This window comes from Leucobacter alluvii (genome assembly GCF_039530485.1).
Taxonomy (GTDB): Bacteria; Actinomycetota; Actinomycetes; order Actinomycetales; family Microbacteriaceae; genus Leucobacter; species Leucobacter alluvii.
Genome location: NZ_BAAAOP010000007.1, coordinates 37,455 through 54,073 on the forward strand (window position 1 = coordinate 37,455; position 16,619 = coordinate 54,073).

Annotated in this window: 19 protein-coding genes; 8 read left to right on the forward strand and 11 right to left on the reverse strand. The window is 68.6% G+C overall.

Annotated elements, in window-relative coordinates; translation table 11 throughout:
• Window positions 1-11: 11 nt before the first annotated feature.
• Genes aztC through aztB form a run of 3 tightly spaced genes read right to left on the reverse strand, consistent with a single transcriptional unit; the run spans window position 12 to window position 3,138 of the window.
• Window positions 12-1,001 (reverse strand): zinc ABC transporter substrate-binding protein AztC, encoded by a 990-nt coding sequence (aztC, locus tag ABFX18_RS09675; protein ID WP_428833659.1) that lies wholly within the window; start codon window positions 999-1,001, stop codon window positions 12-14.
• On the reverse strand, window positions 998-2,275 hold the full coding sequence (locus ABFX18_RS09680; RefSeq protein WP_346058180.1) for an ABC transporter: 1,278 nt from the start codon (window positions 2,273-2,275) through the stop codon (window positions 998-1,000). The genes aztC and ABFX18_RS09680 overlap by 4 nt, the downstream gene beginning before the upstream one ends.
• Before the next feature lie 8 nt (window positions 2,276-2,283).
• A complete protein-coding gene (gene aztB / locus ABFX18_RS09685) occupies window positions 2,284-3,138 on the reverse strand; it encodes a zinc ABC transporter permease AztB (RefSeq protein ID WP_336661886.1) in 855 nt (284 codons plus the stop codon).
• A gap of 55 nt (window positions 3,139-3,193) precedes the next feature.
• Here aztB and aztA point away from each other — a divergent pair, with 55 nt between their 5' ends.
• The 4 genes from aztA to ABFX18_RS09705 all read left to right on the forward strand — a co-directional run bounded on the left by aztA (window position 3,194) and on the right by ABFX18_RS09705 (window position 6,954).
• Window positions 3,194-3,853 (forward strand): zinc ABC transporter ATP-binding protein AztA, encoded by a 660-nt coding sequence (gene aztA / locus ABFX18_RS09690; protein ID WP_346058181.1) that lies wholly within the window; start codon window positions 3,194-3,196, stop codon window positions 3,851-3,853.
• 87 nt (window positions 3,854-3,940) lie between these two features.
• Window positions 3,941-5,074, forward strand: coding sequence for an alanine racemase (alr, locus tag ABFX18_RS09695; RefSeq protein ID WP_346058182.1), 1,134 nt, complete (start codon window positions 3,941-3,943; stop codon window positions 5,072-5,074).
• Between the two features lie 397 nt (window positions 5,075-5,471).
• The gene (locus ABFX18_RS09700) at window positions 5,472-5,927 is read left to right on the forward strand and encodes a DoxX family protein (protein ID WP_346058183.1); all 456 of its coding nucleotides are present in this window, start codon (window positions 5,472-5,474) and stop codon (window positions 5,925-5,927) included.
• Window positions 5,928-6,114: 187 nt separating this feature from the next.
• Window positions 6,115-6,954: an aldo/keto reductase gene (locus tag ABFX18_RS09705; RefSeq protein ID WP_200332086.1), complete on the forward strand. Its 840-nt coding sequence runs from the start codon at window positions 6,115-6,117 to the stop codon at window positions 6,952-6,954.
• 38 nt (window positions 6,955-6,992) lie between these two features.
• On the opposite strand, the gene ABFX18_RS09710 is transcribed toward ABFX18_RS09705, so the two are convergent.
• Window positions 6,993-7,373 (reverse strand): winged helix-turn-helix transcriptional regulator, encoded by a 381-nt coding sequence (locus tag ABFX18_RS09710; RefSeq protein ID WP_346058184.1) that lies wholly within the window; start codon window positions 7,371-7,373, stop codon window positions 6,993-6,995.
• A 97-nt stretch (window positions 7,374-7,470) separates the two neighbouring features.
• Here ABFX18_RS09710 and ABFX18_RS09715 point away from each other — a divergent pair, with 97 nt between their 5' ends.
• Window positions 7,471-8,340, forward strand: coding sequence for an SDR family oxidoreductase (locus tag ABFX18_RS09715; RefSeq protein WP_346058185.1), 870 nt, complete (start codon window positions 7,471-7,473; stop codon window positions 8,338-8,340).
• Between the two features lie 136 nt (window positions 8,341-8,476).
• Here ABFX18_RS09715 and ABFX18_RS09720 read toward each other — a convergent pair whose 3' ends face one another.
• The 6 genes from ABFX18_RS09720 to ABFX18_RS09745 all read right to left on the reverse strand — a co-directional run bounded on the left by ABFX18_RS09720 (window position 8,477) and on the right by ABFX18_RS09745 (window position 12,418).
• Window positions 8,477-8,980, reverse strand: a complete 504-nt coding sequence (locus ABFX18_RS09720) for a CarD family transcriptional regulator (protein WP_090152699.1) — start codon at window positions 8,978-8,980, stop codon at window positions 8,477-8,479.
• A 207-nt stretch (window positions 8,981-9,187) separates the two neighbouring features.
• Window positions 9,188-9,739, reverse strand: a complete 552-nt coding sequence (locus ABFX18_RS09725; protein WP_090152696.1) for a tryptophan-rich sensory protein — start codon at window positions 9,737-9,739, stop codon at window positions 9,188-9,190.
• 232 nt (window positions 9,740-9,971) lie between these two features.
• Window positions 9,972-10,547: a DUF3618 domain-containing protein gene (locus ABFX18_RS09730; protein WP_200332092.1), complete on the reverse strand. Its 576-nt coding sequence runs from the start codon at window positions 10,545-10,547 to the stop codon at window positions 9,972-9,974.
• Complete coding sequence (locus ABFX18_RS09735) at window positions 10,544-10,957, reverse strand: phage holin family protein (RefSeq protein WP_346058186.1); 414 nt, start codon at window positions 10,955-10,957, stop codon at window positions 10,544-10,546. The genes ABFX18_RS09730 and ABFX18_RS09735 overlap by 4 nt, the downstream gene beginning before the upstream one ends.
• Entirely contained in the window at window positions 10,935-11,786 is an 852-nt protein-coding gene (locus ABFX18_RS09740) for a hypothetical protein (protein WP_176698413.1), read from the reverse strand. Before ABFX18_RS09740 ends, ABFX18_RS09735 begins: the two co-directional genes overlap by 23 nt.
• 125 nt (window positions 11,787-11,911) lie before the next feature.
• Window positions 11,912-12,418, reverse strand: a complete 507-nt coding sequence (locus ABFX18_RS09745) for a metallophosphoesterase family protein (RefSeq protein ID WP_346058187.1) — start codon at window positions 12,416-12,418, stop codon at window positions 11,912-11,914.
• 113 nt (window positions 12,419-12,531) lie between these two features.
• Between ABFX18_RS09745 and ABFX18_RS09750 the strand changes: the two genes are divergently transcribed.
• The 3 genes from ABFX18_RS09750 to ABFX18_RS09760 are packed head-to-tail and all read left to right on the forward strand — an operon-like array spanning window position 12,532 to window position 16,161.
• On the forward strand, window positions 12,532-14,331 hold the full coding sequence (locus ABFX18_RS09750; protein WP_346058188.1) for a glycoside hydrolase family 15 protein: 1,800 nt from the start codon (window positions 12,532-12,534) through the stop codon (window positions 14,329-14,331).
• A gap of 55 nt (window positions 14,332-14,386) precedes the next feature.
• Window positions 14,387-15,283: an SDR family oxidoreductase gene (locus tag ABFX18_RS09755; RefSeq protein WP_090152673.1), complete on the forward strand. Its 897-nt coding sequence runs from the start codon at window positions 14,387-14,389 to the stop codon at window positions 15,281-15,283.
• Window positions 15,283-16,161, forward strand: coding sequence for an SMP-30/gluconolactonase/LRE family protein (locus ABFX18_RS09760; protein ID WP_346058189.1), 879 nt, complete (start codon window positions 15,283-15,285; stop codon window positions 16,159-16,161). The genes ABFX18_RS09755 and ABFX18_RS09760 overlap by 1 nt, the downstream gene beginning before the upstream one ends.
• 38 nt (window positions 16,162-16,199) lie before the next feature.
• Here the strand turns inward: ABFX18_RS09760 and ABFX18_RS09765 are convergent, their stop codons facing one another.
• Window positions 16,200-16,559: a hypothetical protein gene (locus tag ABFX18_RS09765; RefSeq protein ID WP_346058190.1), complete on the reverse strand. Its 360-nt coding sequence runs from the start codon at window positions 16,557-16,559 to the stop codon at window positions 16,200-16,202.
• Window positions 16,560-16,619: the final 60 nt, after the last annotated feature.

Below are 16,619 nucleotides of genomic sequence, written 5' to 3' on the forward strand. Positions count from 1 at the left end.
TTCGGTGGGTGTTACTTCGTCAGTCCCTCGGAGATGCGAGCGGTGTTCGCGCGCATCATCTCGAGGTAGGTCTCTGCGCCCTCGCCGGGGCCCGTGAGCGACTCCGTGTAGAGCTCCTCGACGCGCACATCGATGTCGGCCTCGCTGGCGAGCACCTGCACCAAGCGGTCGGGTTGGGAGGATTCCGCGAAAATCGTGGAGACCCCCGCCCGGGTGATGGCATCGCTGAGCTCCCGCAGGTCGGCGGCGCTCGGGGCGGCGAGCGTCGTGCCGCCGGGAATCGCCGCACCGACCACGAGGAAGCCGTAGCGTTCGGCGAGGTATCCGAACACGTGATGGTTCGTCACGAGAGCGCGGCGCTCCTGCGGAATGGCCTCGAAGGCGGATGTCATCTCCGCGTCGAGCGTGCGCAGTTCCTCCCGGTACGCATCCGCGTGCTCGGCGAGCTTTGTCCGGTCGATGCCGTCGATCTCCGACGCGGAGACCTCGATGGCATCGACGACGTCGAGCATGGTGCCGGGGTCGGTCCAGAAATGCGGATCGGGGGCGCCCGCGGCGTCACCGCTCGTGTAGGGCAGCGCTTCGACGGCGTCGCCGGCCACGAGCAGGGGGGCGCCCGCCCCGGCCGCGCGATCGAGGTGCTGCTGCAACCCCTCTTCGAGGCCGAGCCCGCTCGACACGATCAGGTCGGCGTCGCCCAGCATGGCGGCCTCCTGCGCTGAGATCTCGAAGGAATGCGGGTCGGCGTTCGCGCGCATGAGCGTCGTCACCTCGGCCTGATCGCCTACGACCTCGCCGACCACGTCGCCGAGGATGTTGGTGGTGACCACGATCTGGGGCTGATCGGGGCCGCCGGATCCGGCCGCTGCTGAGCAGCCCGTGAGGGCGAATACCGCGATCGCGAGAGCCGCGAGAGTCGCGTGCCGGATCGGCCGCCGCGTGCGATGATCTCCCCGCCGAGCGCGGCGTCGAGATGCGGACGCCTCGAACGCCCGGGTCATCGGCCGACCTCCGCGACGAAATGAGCCGGGACCTCGGTCGCGAGCGTGCGAGCGACGCGTGCGCCGTCGGCGTAGTCGATCTCGAAGACCGCTCCCGTAGCGGGGTCGTTCACATAGGCGCGCTGCGCGTCGACGGTGAGCGAAACCTGGCCGCCGCCGCCCACTGCATCGGTGACGATCGGATCGGTCGCCGCGCGCTCCGCCCCATCTGCGTCGAAGACGCGCACCCTGCCGTCGGGAGTCAGCGTCACGACGTGACCCGCCTCATCATCGACGGCGGACGCGGCGACGGGACGCTCGGGCATCGCGATCCAGCGCCATGACTGCTCGCGGGTATCGAGGAGCCAGACACCGCTCCCATCTCCGAGGCCCGCGACGGTGGGGCGGCCCTTTCGGGCGGAGAACTCCGTCGCGGGAGGGGCGTCACCGCTCGCGTCAGCGGGGTACGCCACCTTCGTCAATGCGGTCTCGCCTGCCACGGAAGTCGCGAGCACAGCCCCGTCGGCGCAACCCACCACGAGCGCGAGCCGCGTGGTGATCGTGCCAGAGGCCTCGGTGCACGCGATGGAGTCGATCTCGTCACCCGCGGCATCGACGGCGCGCACGCGCTCGATCCGCCCATTGCCGTCAGCCTCGGTGACGAGGGCTCCCTCGCCGAGCGGGGCGATGAGTCCGTCGTGCGGCGCGACCTCGAGGCGCAGCGTCTCGTTGATCTCACCCTTCGAGAGGGCTCCGTTGTCGAGCAGCACCGCCTCACCCGAGTCGGGGAAGAAGACGCCGGTGCCGCCGGCGGTCGAGAGCATGCCGGTGGCGATCGACGCGACGCCGGAGCCCTCGACGGTTCCGGGCGAAGCCGGGTCGGCCCGGTAGTAGTGGAAGTGGTCGACGTGATCCCACGTCCAGGCGCCGCTGTCGACGACGTCAACGCCGTGCTCGTCAGCGACGAAGGCGTACCGCCCATCAGAGGCGACCGAGCGCGGAGCGCGGACGCCGTCGAGTTCGGTCTCGGTGCCGTCGAGCAGGTCGAGCAGCGAGACCGATCCGGAAGCATCGATGGAGACGAGATGCAGCGGCGGCTCGGAGGCTTCGGCGGCTCCTTCGATCTCGCCGTGGCCGGAGCCCGTGTCGTCGCTCGGAGTTTCAGCAGACGACGCTGCGTCTGCTGGCGCACTCGAATCGGAGGGGGAAGCGCTGCATCCGGCGAGCAGCAGGCCGAGGATGGCGGCTCCGGCCAGAGGAGTGGCGCGGGACGGGCGGAGGGGGTGAGGAGACATCGTGCCTTTCACGAGAGTGCGGTGATCTGGGGAAGCGGGGCGCGACGGACGACATCGACCATGCGGACGCCGACCCCGGAGAGGGCTGCGAGAGCGATGGCGGCCGCCGCGATCGATGCGCCCGCGGCGGTGCCGAGATGCCACGATGCGAGCAGGCCTGCGAAGACCGCGAGCACGCCGATCGCGGTGGCGAGCGCCATGCGGGTGGCGATGCTGCTGGTCCATGGCGCTGCTGCGACCGCGGGGGCGAGCAGGAGGCCGACGACCAGCAACGAGCCGACGGCCTGATAGGAGCTGACGACTGCGAGCGTGACGAGGCCGACCAGGACGACCTGGGCGAGCTGCGGCCGCAGATGCAGCGTTGCAGCGATGCGCTGATCGAACGCCGCGGCGACGAACCGGCGGTGGAACCCGGCGGCGACCGCGATCGTGATCGCGGCGGCTCCGACGAGCAGCCAGAGATCGGCGGGGGTGATGGCGAGAATGTCGCCGAAGAGCATCACCGTCGCATCCGTGGCGAAACTGCGGGAGTGCGACACGATGATGATGCCGAGAGAGAGCATGGCGACGAAGAGCAGGCCGATGCTGGTGTCGTACGAGAGGCGCCCGCGGCGTTGCACCCATCCGATGAGCACGCTCATCGCGACGGCGCTCACAGCGGCCCCGGCCAGGGTCGGCAGACCGAGCACGGTCGCGAGGGCGACGCCCGGCAGCATCCCGTGTCCGAGCGCTTCGCCGAGAAAGGCCATGCCGCGAATCACGACCCAGGTGCCGACGACGCCGCAGACGACTGCGACGAGGGCGCCGCCGACGAGCGCGCGGAGCACGAAGTCGGCGGTGAAGGGTTCGAGAAGTGGCAGCACGCGTTCATCATATTCATAAACGAGAATCATTATCAAAATCAGTTAGGCTTGAGGCATGTCACTTCTCACGGACCCGCGCACCTCCCGCACGGCCGCTCCGCCGGCCGTCCTCCGCGCCACCGGCATCCACTTCTCGTTCGACACCACCCCGGTGCTCCGAGGCATCGACATCGAGCTCGAACCCGGCAGCGTCACCGTCATCGCTGGAGCGAACGGCGCGGGCAAATCCACGCTGCTCGAAGTGCTGGCGGGCGTGCGCACCCCGTCGAGCGGCCGCGTCGAGCGATCCGGATCCGTCGCGCTCGTCGTGCAGCGCATCGCCGCACCCGACGCGCTCCCCGTCACCGTTCGCGAGGTGGTCGCCATGGGCACCTGGGAGCGGCGGCGACTCGCCCGCAGCGAGCGGCGGGACCGGGTCGTCGATGCGCTCGAGCGAGTCGCCCTCGCCGACCTCGCCGAGCGCCCGTTCACCGCGCTCTCCGGCGGGCAGCGCCAACGGGTGCTCCTCGCCCAGGGCATCGCACGCCGGGCTCGGATCTTCCTCCTCGACGAGCCGGCATCCGGCCTCGACGCCGCGAGCCGCGCACGCACGCAGACGATTCTCGTCGAAGAAGCGAATCGCGGGGCCACCGTCGCGTGCGTGACCCACAACGACGCGGCGATCGCAAATGCCGACCGTATCGTGCGACTCGATCACGGGGTGCGCGTGGCATAGCCGAGGGGTGCGCGCAGGTTGCACTGCGCGCGCGGCCTAGACTGGTGGGTACGCTGCGTTCCGTACGTGGCGGCGAACCAAGGAAGGGTGGTTGCCGCTCAGATGATCACCGAACCCGTAGCCGAAGTCGACCTCGACGCGATCGCGTCGAATATCCGGGTGCTCGCCGCGCTCGCGCCCTCCGCCGAGCTGATGGCAGTCGTCAAAGCCGACGGATACGGGCACGGGGCACTTCCGGTGGCGCACGCCGCCATCGCGGCCGGCGCAGGGTCGCTGGGCGTGGCCACGATCTCCGAGGCCCTGGCGCTCCGCGCCGGTGGGGTCACCGCCCCGATACTGAGCTGGTTGTCGACGAGCGGGTACGCCGAAGCCATCGCGCAAGACGTGCGTCTCGGTGTGAACTCGCGCAGCCAGCTCGACGCGATCGCCGCCGCCGCCCGCGAGATCGGCCGGCCCGTGGAGGTCCACGTCAAGGTCGACACCGGGCTCAGCCGCAACGGCGTGACCGAGGCCGAGCTGCCGGAGGTGCTGCGTCAGCTGGGGCGCCTTCGGGCGGAAGGCGCCGTGCGCGTGCACGGCCTCTTCAGCCACCTCTCGCACGCCGATGTCCCCGATCATCCGCAGAACAGCGCGCAACTCGAGCGACTGCTGGCCGCCCGGGCGTCGTTCGACCGGCACGGCATTCCCGTCGAGCAGATGCACCTCGGCAATTCTGGCACCGCACTCGCCCGTCCAGACCTGCACCTGGATGCTCTGCGCCCGGGACTCGCGATGTACGGGTACACCCCGTTCGAGAACCCCGACACGTCGCTGACGCCCGCGATGACGTTGAAGGCTCCGCTCGCGCTGATGAAGCGCGTGCACGCCGGCGACGGCGTCTCGTACGGCCACACCTGGACCGCCGAGCGAGACACCACGCTCGGGCTCGTGCCGCTCGGCTACGCCGACGGAGTGCCGCGCATCATGTCGGGCAAGTTCGACGTCGCCATCGGAGAGCGCCGATTCCCGAGCGTGGGACGCGTCTGCATGGACCAGTTCGTCGTCGATCTCGGGCCGGATGCTTCGGGCGTCGCCGAGGGAGACGAGGTCGTGCTCTTCGGCCCGGCGGAGGGGTGGCGCCCGAACGCGCGGGAATGGGCGCACGCCGCTCAGACGATCCCGTGGGAGATCCTCACCAGCATCGGTTCGCGCGTGCCGCGCAGCTACATCCACTCGGCCTGACCAGCCGCTGCGCTGCTGCGCTGCTGCCGTCCCTGCGCTGCGCTGCGATGCTGCGCTGCCGTCCCTATGCGAGCGGGGTCACTTTCGGCGTGTGTCGGCCGGTTTCGCTTCGCGACACCCTCCGCAATTGACCCGGCTCGCGGCGGGCCCGGTGGCGCGGGAGCCCGGGTGGCGCGGCGGGCCGGGCGGCGCGGCAGGCCGGACGGCGCTGACCCGGCCTGCCCGGGAGGCGCGGAAGGCTGGGCGGCGCTGACCCGGCCCGCCGGTACGAATGCCAGATGCGGACGTCTCGAAACCGCAGAGTTCGCAACTCCTCAGATTCATACTCTCCGCATCTCCTAACCTGGCGCCCGGCCTCAACGGCCGAATGAACCGATGCCATGAAAGCGAGACACACATGCCCCGCACCCGTTCGCCACACGCCTCCACCCCGACCGCCTCGACAGCGTGGGGCCTGCTGATCATCCGCCTCGCGCTCGGCGCGGTCTTCCTGATGCACGGCGCGCAGAAGCTCTTCGAATTCACGATCCCGGGCACGGTCGAATCGTTCGGCGCGATGGGCGCTCCGCTTCCCGAGATCACCGCGCCGCTGGTCGCCGTGCTCGAATTCGCCGGCGGGATCCTGCTGATTCTGGGGCTGCTGACTCGGCTCGTCGCCCTGTTGCTCGCCGTCGACATGGTCGTGGCGCTCGTGCTCGTGCACGCGGCGGCCGGATTCTGGGTCGCCGAGGGTGGTTATGAATTCGTCGCGGTGCTCGGTGCGGCGGCGCTCGGGATTGCACTCACGGGCGCCGGATCGCTCTCCCTCGACCGCCCGCTCCTGCGCGGTCGCGCACCGGCCTGGCTCGCCTGACGCGACGCGGCACCGCACCCCCCACCACCGTCACCCCACCCACCCACCACCTCCACCCACCCACCCACCACCTCCACCCACCCACCCACCCACCCCGCTCGCAGATTGGGGCGGGGAGAGGCAGGCCGCGCCGAGCGCGGCGTGCTAGACAGGAGGTACGCGAGTCGGCGACCAATGGAGGAGCAACATGGCAGAGTACGCACCGTTCACCGCGCACAACGGATTCGTCCTCCCGCCCATCGGGCTCGGAACCTATCGACTGAACGGCGACGCTGGGGCTGAATCGGTCGCGGCAGCGGTGCGTGCCGGCTACCGTCTGCTCGACACCGCCGTCAACTACGAGAACGAGGGCTCCGTCGGCCGCGGTGTGCGCCTCGCCGGTGACTCCGGTGCCGGGGTGATCGTCACGTCCAAGCTCCCCGGCCGGCATCATGAGGCGCCCGCGAATCGGACGAGCATCGAGGAGAGTCGCTCCCGTATCGGCGTCGATGCGATCGGTCTGCATCTCATCCACTGGCCGAATCCGTCGCAGGCGCAGTACGTCGACGCCTGGCAGGGTCTCATCGACGCTCGCGAGCGGGGTGTGGTCGATCAGATCGGCGTGTCGAACTTCCTCCTCGAACACCTCGAACGCATCGAGGGGGAGACCGGCGTGCGTCCCGTCGTGAACCAGCTGGAGGTGCACCCGTACTTCCCGCAGGTGGAAGCGGTCGAAGCGCATCGCGAGCTCGGAATCATCACGGAGGCGTGGAGCCCGATCGGGCGCGCGGGGGCGATCCTCAGCGAACCCGTCATCCGTGAGCTGGCGCAGTCGCATGAGTGCACCCCGGTGCAGGTCGTGTTGGCGTGGCATGCGGCGAGGGGCGTCGTCTCAATCCCGCGGTCGCAGCACCTGGAGCGGCAGCGGGAGAATCTCGCGGCTGTCGACGTGGTGCTGGACGAGGCCGAGGTGTCGGCCATCACCGCGCTCGGGCGCTCCGACGGCCGATTGTTCGGTGCGGATCCCCGAACTCACGAAGAGATGTAGCCATTCCGTCGCCCACCCGGTGGTCTCTGAGTGCAGGATCAGCGGGCGTTCGGCGTGGCACGCGATCCGACGCCGACGATGTCATCGGCTCGCACCGCGATCCATTCGATGAGCGGGAGCATGCGGTCCATCAGGTCGCGGCCGCGCTCGGTGAGGCAGTACTCGACGTGCGGCGGCACCGTCGGCAGTGACTCCCGGTGGACGATGCCATCCGCGACGAGTTGGCGCAGGGTCGAAGCGAGCATCTTCTCGCTGATGCCCTCGACCTCACGGCGCAGCTCTCCCCAGCGATGAGTGCCGTCTGAGAGCGTGCAGAGCACGAGCACGCCCCAGCGACTCATGACGTGATCGAGGACCACGCGCGTCGAGCACGCCGGAGCGAAGGCTCCGGTTTCGCGCAATTCCGCATAACTTACCATTTGGGGAGTACCTTACCGGAAAGTGGGTACCCGCGTTCGGGAATGTGCGGCCGTCGAAGACCGCTGCACTCCTCGAACCCCTCCTGAAAGGAACCCCATGACCATTCTCGTCACCGGCGCCACCGGCGCCCTCGGCCACCTCGTCATCGATGCACTGCTCGCTCGCGGCATCGCCCCTGCGCAGATCGTCGCCGGTGCGCGCACGCCCGCGAAGGCCGCTGACCTCGCGGAGCGCGGCGTCACAGTCGTGCCGCTCGACTACGACGACGCCTCGTCCGTCGAGGGAGCGTTCGCCGGCGTCGACCGCGTACTGCTCATCTCGGGGAGCGAGGTCGGCAAGCGCACGGCTCAGCACCTCGCCGTCATCGAGGCGGCGGCCCGCGCGGGCGTCAAGCATCTCGTGTACACGAGCCTCGCGAACGTCGAGCGCAGTTCCCTGGCGCTGGCGCCGGAGCACCTCGCTACGGAGCGCGCCATCGCGGAGTCGGGTCTCCCCGCCACGATTCTCCGCAACGACTGGTATGCGGAGAACTACGTGGCGAACCTCGACCAGGCCGAGGCGACGGGCGTGCTGCTCTCCGCCACGCACGGGGGTCGCGTCTCAGCGGCTGCTCGTGCTGACTACGCGGCAGCGGCAGCGGTCGTGCTCGCCGATGACGCGCACGTCGGCAAGGTGTACGAGCTCGCGGGCGAACCCGTCACGTACGACGAGATCGCTGCGGCGATCGGCGAAGCGGTGGGTCGCGAGGTCGTGCACCACGACGTGTCAGCTGCCGAATTCCGTGCGGCGCTCGAACGCGCCGGACTGGATGCGGGGACGATCGGCTTCCTCGAGGGACTCGACGCTGGCATCGCGGCGGGGGATCTCGATGTCGAGGATCCGACGCTCACCGAGTTGATCGGCCGCCCGACTACCTCGCTCGTCGAAGTGCTTCGCGCAGCGCGAGTCGCGAACGCCGCCTCCTGACCGTCACCGTCTTCCGGCGGCAGCCGCTGGTGCGCCGAAGGCGCCACTCGGCGTCAGCCGCGGCCGAAGCTCCTCACTACGCAGAACGGGCCGCGCACGAGTCATCGTGCGCGGCCCGTTCTGCGGGAGAGGGAACTCAGACGGCGATCTTCTCGCCGGCGAGAATCTTCTCGACCTCTTCGTATGCGTCAGTCTCCGAGATGCCCCGGGCGAGCGCGAACTCCGTGACGAGGATGCCGCTTGCCCGCTGGTACATCGCCTTCTCGCCCGTGGAGAGCTTTGCGCCCTGGCTGCGGCGCCACAGGTCGCGTACGACCTCGCCGACGCGGTGCACACTGCCGGAGGCGAGCTTCTCGCCATTGGCCTTGAAGCGCCGCGACCAGTTGCCTGGCTCCTCGGTGAACTCCTCCTGAAGGATCTGGATGAGCGACTCGATGCCATCGCGATCGATGAGTTCGCGCACGCCGATCTCGTTCAGCTGATCCGCGGGGATCTGGATGGAGAGCTCGTTGAGCAGGGGCTGCAGCGTCAGCCAGGTGCGCTCGACGCCGCCGATCTTCTTCACCTCGATCGCAGTGATCGTAACCGCACCGTGGTGCGGGTACACGAGGGTATGTCCCACGACGTGAGACTGCTGCATAGTGATCTCCTCAGGCAATGTCGTGTGCGGACGCGCGGGCTGGATGCCTCACGGTCTCGACGAGTGCGAAGGGACTGGACGCCGCGATATGCGGTCCGCTGTTCCCCCGAACTTGCACTTCCTACTAATTTTAGCCGATTCCGGCGGATTTGCCCAATCGGAGGCAGTATGATGCCCCGATCTTCTCAGGGAGACGACGCCCCCGCTTCAGTTGAGGACGATGATGCCGATGTTCAGCGTGCTCGCGAAGCACAGCCACAGGAGGTAGGGCACCATGATGAGGCTGGCGACCCGCGACCACTTCGCAGAAGACACGGCGAGTGCGATGACCACGACGATCAGAGCGATGATGATGACGGCGGCGATCCACCAGGCTGCTTCGCCGAAAACGGGATATCCGGCGAAGAACACCGGGGTCCACAGGGCATTGAGCACCAGCTGCAGAACGAAGAGCGAGAGGGTGGAACGGGCGGCGTTCGGCCCGCCCATGCGGAAACCCGGGCGCCAGATCAGGAAGCCCGCGAGTGCGATGAGGGCGTACAGCGCCGTCCACACGGGCCCGAATACGGCGTTCGGCGGATCCCACGGCACCTTCTCCGCATCGGCGTACCACCCGTCGACGTTGCCAGTGGAAGCGATGGAACCGCCGAAGGCCACCGCGGCCACGATGACCAGGAAGATGACGGCGACGAGCACCTGGCGCAACGTCGTCGGTCCCTTCGCCCGGGCGATGACATCTTCGTCTACCTGCGCATCCATATGAGCGGCGCCCCCTTCGCTGATCGCATGGCCGCTTCGGCCACGTGCGCTCCACTCTGCCCATCCAGACCGAGGAGCGCCAGGGGGTTGCGGTCGGAGCGGGCGTCGCCGAACGGAGGCCCTGCGGCGACGGGGGCGGGCACCGGGCCGTGCACGCCAGTGTCCGGCGCCGACGAGGCGCCCGCCGAAGCGGGCGATCCGTCGACGCCGGACGACTCGCCGGCACCGGCCCCTACTGGTTGGAGAGGTTCTCGCGCGCCTCGCCCGCGCGCGACTGCACGTCTCCGGTCGCCGAGGTGGCTTCGCTCTTCACGTGCTCGGCAGCCTCCGTCGCCGTCGACTTCACGGCCTCAGCGGCCTCCGTGGCGGGGTCCTGCAGGTTCGATGCGACCGACTTCGCCGCAGCCGTGGCCTCGTCGACGAGGGGCTGCGCCTCTTCGCGGAGCGTCTGCGATAGTTCCTTCTCCTTGTCAGTGCTCGGGATCAGCGACGCCGCGACCAGCCCGACGCCGAAGGCGATGAGCCCGACGGCGAGAGGGTTCCCCTCGGCCTTCGCCTTGACCGTGTGCGCGGCGTCGTGCGCGGCATCCCCGGCTCGCCCTGCGACTCCCGATGCGGTGCCGCTCGCATCGTCCGCGGCGCCCATCACGCGCTCCTTGATGGATCCGAATTTCGTGCGCACCTTGTCCTTCTGGCGGTCCACGATCTTGCCGGGAGTGACCTTGTCGACCAGCGCGTCGGTGTCTTGGCCCAGGGAACGGCGCGTGCGCTCGATATCGGCTCGGATGGCATCCGGTGACTCGTTCATAAGTTCTCCTCATTTCTCTTGAGTGTCGGAATGAATTCCTGCAGGGTTTCCATCGTCTGCGGCGCGCCCTTGACCTTCTTGAGCTGCGCCTTGCCGATGACGAACAGTACGGCGGCGATCACCGCCCAGATCGCGGCCACGATGACGCCCGACCACCCGCCGCCGACCAGGGTCGCGAGCGCTGCCCAGAGCGCGATCGAGAGGAAGAGCACCACCATGCTCCCGGCGTACGCCGCGCCGCCCAGCATGCCTGCTCCGCGGCCGGTGTTCTTCGCCGATTCGCGGAGCTCGGCTTTCGCGAGGGCGAGCTCCTGGCGCATGAGCGTCGAGAGGTCTCCGGTCACCTCGCTCAGCAGGTCACCGAGCGATTCGTTCGCTGCCTGTTCTTCAGAGGGGGTTGGGTCGACCATCTGCGCCTCCTCCCGTGATGTCGCCGTGGCGCGAGGCTCCCGGCGCACCGGGCGCGGTTCCCGGGGCGCCTGGGCCCACTCCTGGAAGGGGAGATTCCGGCGCGACCGGAGCAGGGGGTGCCGGCTGACCAGATGCCGGCGCGACCGGGGCCGGGGGCGCTGCCGGAGGTGCAGCGGGAGCGACGGGGCGCGATACGGGTGCAGCCGGGCTCGAACCCGGAGCGGACGTGCTGGTGCTGGGACTGGTTACGGGGCGCGCCGGGGTCGTCCCGCCCGCGGGAGCGCTCGACTCGGACGAGGACTGCTCGTGCGCATTCGCAGCGAGAGCGCGGGTGAGGCGCCCCGCGACGACGCCTGCGACCGCGGCGATACCGATGAAGGCGCCCGGCCGCCGACGCGCGAACGCCTTGACCTCGCTGACGACTTCGCGCGGTTCGTGGCTGTCGAGCCAGTCGCCGATGCGCGCGACCTTCTCAGAGGTCTGGCGCACGAGATCGGGTGCGACACCACCGCCCGAAGCGCTCGAAGCCATTGCTTCGAGATCGTCGCCGGCGCGCTGCAGGCCGGAGGCGAGCCGCGACTGCTGCTTGGAGGCTTCGTCGTTCAGCTCGCGAGTCGTCTGCGCGACGAGCTCGTGCAACTGCATCGATGCTTCCTCAGCGACGTTGCCGATTTCGTCCTTCGCGGTGTGGGCGACGTTGCTCGCACCCTCCTGCACCGTGTGGGCGAGTTCGCCGGCCTCCTCCTTCGCGGTGTCGACCGTGCCGGATGATGGTGTGCGATTCGGATTCGCGTTTCCGCTCCCGAGGAGCTCATTCTCATGGGACATGTTCTCTCCTTCCACGCCGGATCGTTGCCGGTGTGACACCGTTTGTAGTCGAAGGTATTCGAGAGGGGACGGGCCTTGCACGAGTGCCGATCATGTGCCATCCGCGCGTAATCAGGGGGAGTGAGTCAGGCGTCGCGATCCACGGGGATGAGCTCGACGGAGAGATCCGCGCCGTCGACGTCGGCGAGCATCATGGTGCACTGCGGCTGGCGGCGACGATCGGTCGGGGAACCCGGGTTGAGCAGGCGCATGCCGCCGGGTGAGACCGTGTCCCAAGGAATGTGCGAATGGCCGAAGACCAGCACGTCGGCGTCGGGGAATGCGGTGTCCGCCCGTTGCTCGCGCCCCGCTGCGGCACCGGTCTCGTGCACCATTGCGATGTCGAGCTCTTCGACGCGGATGTGCGCGACCTCGGGAAGCCGCGCGCGCAACTCCGGGCCGTCGTTGTTGCCCCATACGCCGACGAGCGAACGAGAGGAGGCCTGCAGCAGGTCGAGGGTCGCGGCATCCACCCAGTCGCCCGCGTGCAGCACAAGGTCGGCCGTCGCCGCAGCCGCGAGCACCGCCCCTGGCATTCGCTTCGCCCGTTTCGGCAGGTGGGTATCGGCGATGATGAGCAGACGGGTGGGCATGCCACACTCTTATCGCGGGAGACGGGCCGGACGCAAGGCTCTGCCGTGATCCCGCACCGCATTCGACGATGGGCGCATGGCATTCCGGATCGCGATCGCCTCGGCGGGCTCACATGGCGCGCCCGATTGAGTCATATGCACCGATCGGCGACGGCCGCACGGTCGCCCTGGTCGGCTCGAACGGGCGGATCGACTGGCTTCCCCTGCCGAACCTCACGAATGTTCCGGTGTTCGCGCACCTTCTCGACGCCGACACGGGCGGGTACTTCGAGGTTGCGCCAGACCTCCCCGAGACGGAGTACCGGACCGAGCGTCGATACGTGCCCGGCACCAACGTGCTCGAGACGACGTTCGTCGCCGAGTCGGGAAGCGTGCGCGTCACCGATGCCCTGCTCGTCGGCGTCTCGGGCCGTCTCCCGTGGGCGGAGCTCGCGCGTCGGGTGACGGGTATCGAGGGAGAAGTGCCCGTGCGCTGGGCCGTGCACCCTGGCACGTCGTTGCAGACCGCGGCGCCGTGGATCGAGGCGACCGCTCATGGGCATGTGGTGCGCAGCGGCGCGACCGCCTTCACCGTCGTCGGTCTCGAGCATGGCCCGGGCGAGCCCGACTCCGACGGTGCTCGGGGGCCGGAGCTCGAAGGCGGGTTCACCGCACGGGCGGGGTCGCGGCATCTCATCGCGATCGCCGCGACGCATGACGAGCCGTTGCACTTTCCGAAACCTGAGAATGTCGACGCTGGGATCGATCGGACCATCGAGAACTGGCGGCATTGGTCGCACGTGTTCTCCTACGACGGCCCCTACGCCGAGCTGATGCAGCGGAACGCGCTTGCGCTGAAACTCCTGATCTACAGTCCGACAGGAGCCATCGCTGCGGCAGCGACGACATCGCTGCCCGAGAACCCCGAGGGTGGCAAGAACTGGGACTATCGCTTCGCCTGGGTGCGAGATCTCGCGTACACGGCCCACTCGCTGGTGCGGTTCGGGCTTCGAGAGGAGACCCAGGCTGCGCTCTCCTGGATGCTGCAGACCATTCGCAAGCACGGCCCCGAGCTGCAGGTGATGTACACGCTCGACGGTGATCTCGTGGCGGGCCCTCAGGAGCATCATGTGGCCGGATGGCGAGGAATCGGTCCGGTCGTCTCGGGCAATCCCGCCAGCGAGCAACTGCAGCTCGGCGTGTACGGTGACCTCATCGCGATCTGCCGAACCTACGTCGATGCCGGGAACGTACTCGACGTGGCGACGGCTCGCATGCTCGCTGGCGTCGCCGACCGCACCTGCGATCTGTGGCGCAATCCGGATGCGGGAATGTGGGAGCTCGCAGTGGAGCGGCACTACATCTCCTCGAAGATGGGCTGCTGGAAGGCGCTCGACGACGCTGTCGCGCTCGTCGAGGCTGCGGCTATCCCGGGGAACGCCAGCCGATGGCGGGCGGAGCGAGACCGCATCCGCGCCTGGATCGATGCCCACGGCTGGTCTGAGGAGCGCGGCTCGTATCTCTTCTACGCGGGAGGGAACGAATTGGATGCATCCGTGCTGCTGCACGCCCCGACCGGCTTCGACCGCGGCGAGCGCATGTCGTCGACCATCGATGCGTTGGCCGACGAACTCGGGGCCGGCCCACTGCTCTACCGCTACAGCGGCGCCGAGCGCGAGGAGCACACGTTCGTGGCGTGCGCCTTCTGGCGCGTCGAGGCACTCGCCTGCGTCGGCCGCCACGCCGAAGCCCTCGAGCTGATGGATGCCCTCGTCGAGCATGCCAACGACGTGGGCATTTACGCAGAGATGATCGATGCCGAGACGGGGGCCGCGTGGGGCAATACGCCGCAGGCGCTCAGCCACCTCGCCTTTCTCGGAGCGGCGATGACGATTCATGATGTCGTGCCACCAGACATGCTCGACGGCCGCTGACGGTCGCACCGGGCGCACGCACCCCCAACAGGAAACACGAGTGAAAGGAAACACCATGTCACGTGACCAGTACACCTTCGTCAACCCTGCCGAACTGTACGCGGATATCAAGCCGCAGAAGCAGCACATGCCCGAACCGGGCCTCGACGCCGACCTCACCCCGAAGGCCGATCTCGGCGAGGAGAGCTACCGCGGAACCGGCCGCCTGCAGGGCCGCAAAGCCCTCATCACCGGTGGTGATTCGGGAATCGGTGCGGCGACCGCCATCGCCTTCGCGCGCGAGGGCGCCGACGTCGCGATCTCCTACTTGCCGGAGGAGGAGACCGATGCGCAGCGCATCGCAGGCATCCTCCGCGACGCCGGAGTCACAGTGGCGACGCTGCCCGGAGACCTGCGCGATGCCGAGTACTGCCGCACGCTCGTCGCCGATGCGGTGTCCCAGCTCGGCGGGCTCGACATCCTGGTGAACAACGGCGGCAAGCAGGTGTTCCAGGAATCACTCGCCGACCTCAGCGATGAGCAGTTCGACGACACGTTCAAGACGAATGTGTACGCGATGTTCTGGATCACGAAGGCGGCCCTGCCTCACCTTGCTCCCGGGTCGACCATCATCAACACCACGTCGATCCAGGCGTACTCGCCGGCTGCGATCCTCGTCGACTACGCGTCGACGAAGGCGACGATCAACGCATTCACGAAGGGGCTCGCGGCTCAGCTCGCCCCCAAGGGCATTCGCGTCAACGCGGTCGCGCCGGGGCCGATCTGGACGCCGCTGCAGCCGAGCGACGGCCAGCCGCAGGAGAAGATCGAGGAGTTCGGCGCAGAGACCCCGTTCGGCAGGATGGGCCAGCCTGCAGAGCTCGCGCCCGCATACGTCTTCCTCGCTTCGGCGGAGTCGAGCTATGTCGCGGGGGAGACGCTCAACGTCAACGGCGGCATGCCGACTCCGTGATGAGCGAGCGCGAGATGCAGGTGTTCCGCTCGACGCCCGGAATTCTCGTCGAGAGCATCTGGTGGGATGCCCGCACCGAGGAGGTCGTGTGGGTCGACATCGTGGCTGGACTGCTGCATCGTGGACGCCTCGACGGGGCGGTGGATGGCAGTGAGGATCGCGTGGTCCACCTGCCCCCACCGCTCTCGGCGGTGCAACCCGGCCCCGACGAGGGGTATGTCGCATCGCTCCGGGACTCCGTCGTGCTGCTCGACGCCGACGGAGCAGTGGTTCGCGAGTTGGCGCGGCTGCGGCACCGCCGCGACGGGATGCGTCTGAACGAGGGAAAGGTCGATCCGTTCGGACGTTTCGTGGTCGGCGGGATGAGCGTCATCGGTGAGACCCCGGATGCGGATCTCTGGTCTGTCGCGCCGGATGGCGCGGTCACGGTACTCCGGGGCGGTTTCGGCATCACGAACGGCATGGAATGGTCGGACGACGGGCGCACCATGTACGTGACGGATACCTCGACCCAGACGGTCTACCGCGGCCCGTACGGCCCGGATGGCCTCCTCGGGGAGCTCGAGCCATTCGTGTCGGGCCGTCCGAGCGACGGCCTCGCGCTCGCCGCGGATGGAACGTTCTGGAATGCGCTCTACGGCGAGGGCGTGGTGGCGCGGTGGTCGGAAGCGGGAGAACTGATCGAGGAGGTCGCGATTCCTGTGCCGAATGTCACCTCGGTCGCCTTCGCCGGACCGGGTCTCGGTCGGGCCCTCGTCGGCACTGCGCGCGAGAACCTCACCGAAGCGCAGTTGCGGGCCGCTCCGGGTTCAGGAGCCATCTACATGTTCAACGGGGGAGCGCATGGAAGGCCGGTGCACGCGTTCGGCTCGGTATAAGCGCTCTCGCGGGGAGAGCCCACCGCGTGACCGGCGCGTCAGGATCGATCGAAGCCGTCGAACTCGTAATCCCAGTCGGGGGCTCGCATCTCTTCATCGAGGAGCGGGCCTCCGGTCACCAGCTGCGGGAAGCTGGGATGCGTGCGCAGTTCTTCGGCGTGCTCTGAGAAGTCCGGCTGCTCCTCTCCCTCCCACCTGGCGGGGAGCGAGAGCACGTCGTTGCCGACTCCGATGACGAGGTCGGCGGTGCCCACCCGATCGTGATCGTCGGTCACGATCGGGATCCTCACCGCCTCGGCACGTCCGTTCTTCGCGACGGCGGCCGTGAGTTTGACCAGCGCCTCGGCGACGTCGTCAGTGGTGGTGACGGTTTCTCCAGCGTAGGTGATCGTTCTCATGGTGAGACTCTCGCATGCATTCGCGGTGTTGATTAGACGGTTGTGTTCTCGGGGGAGGGG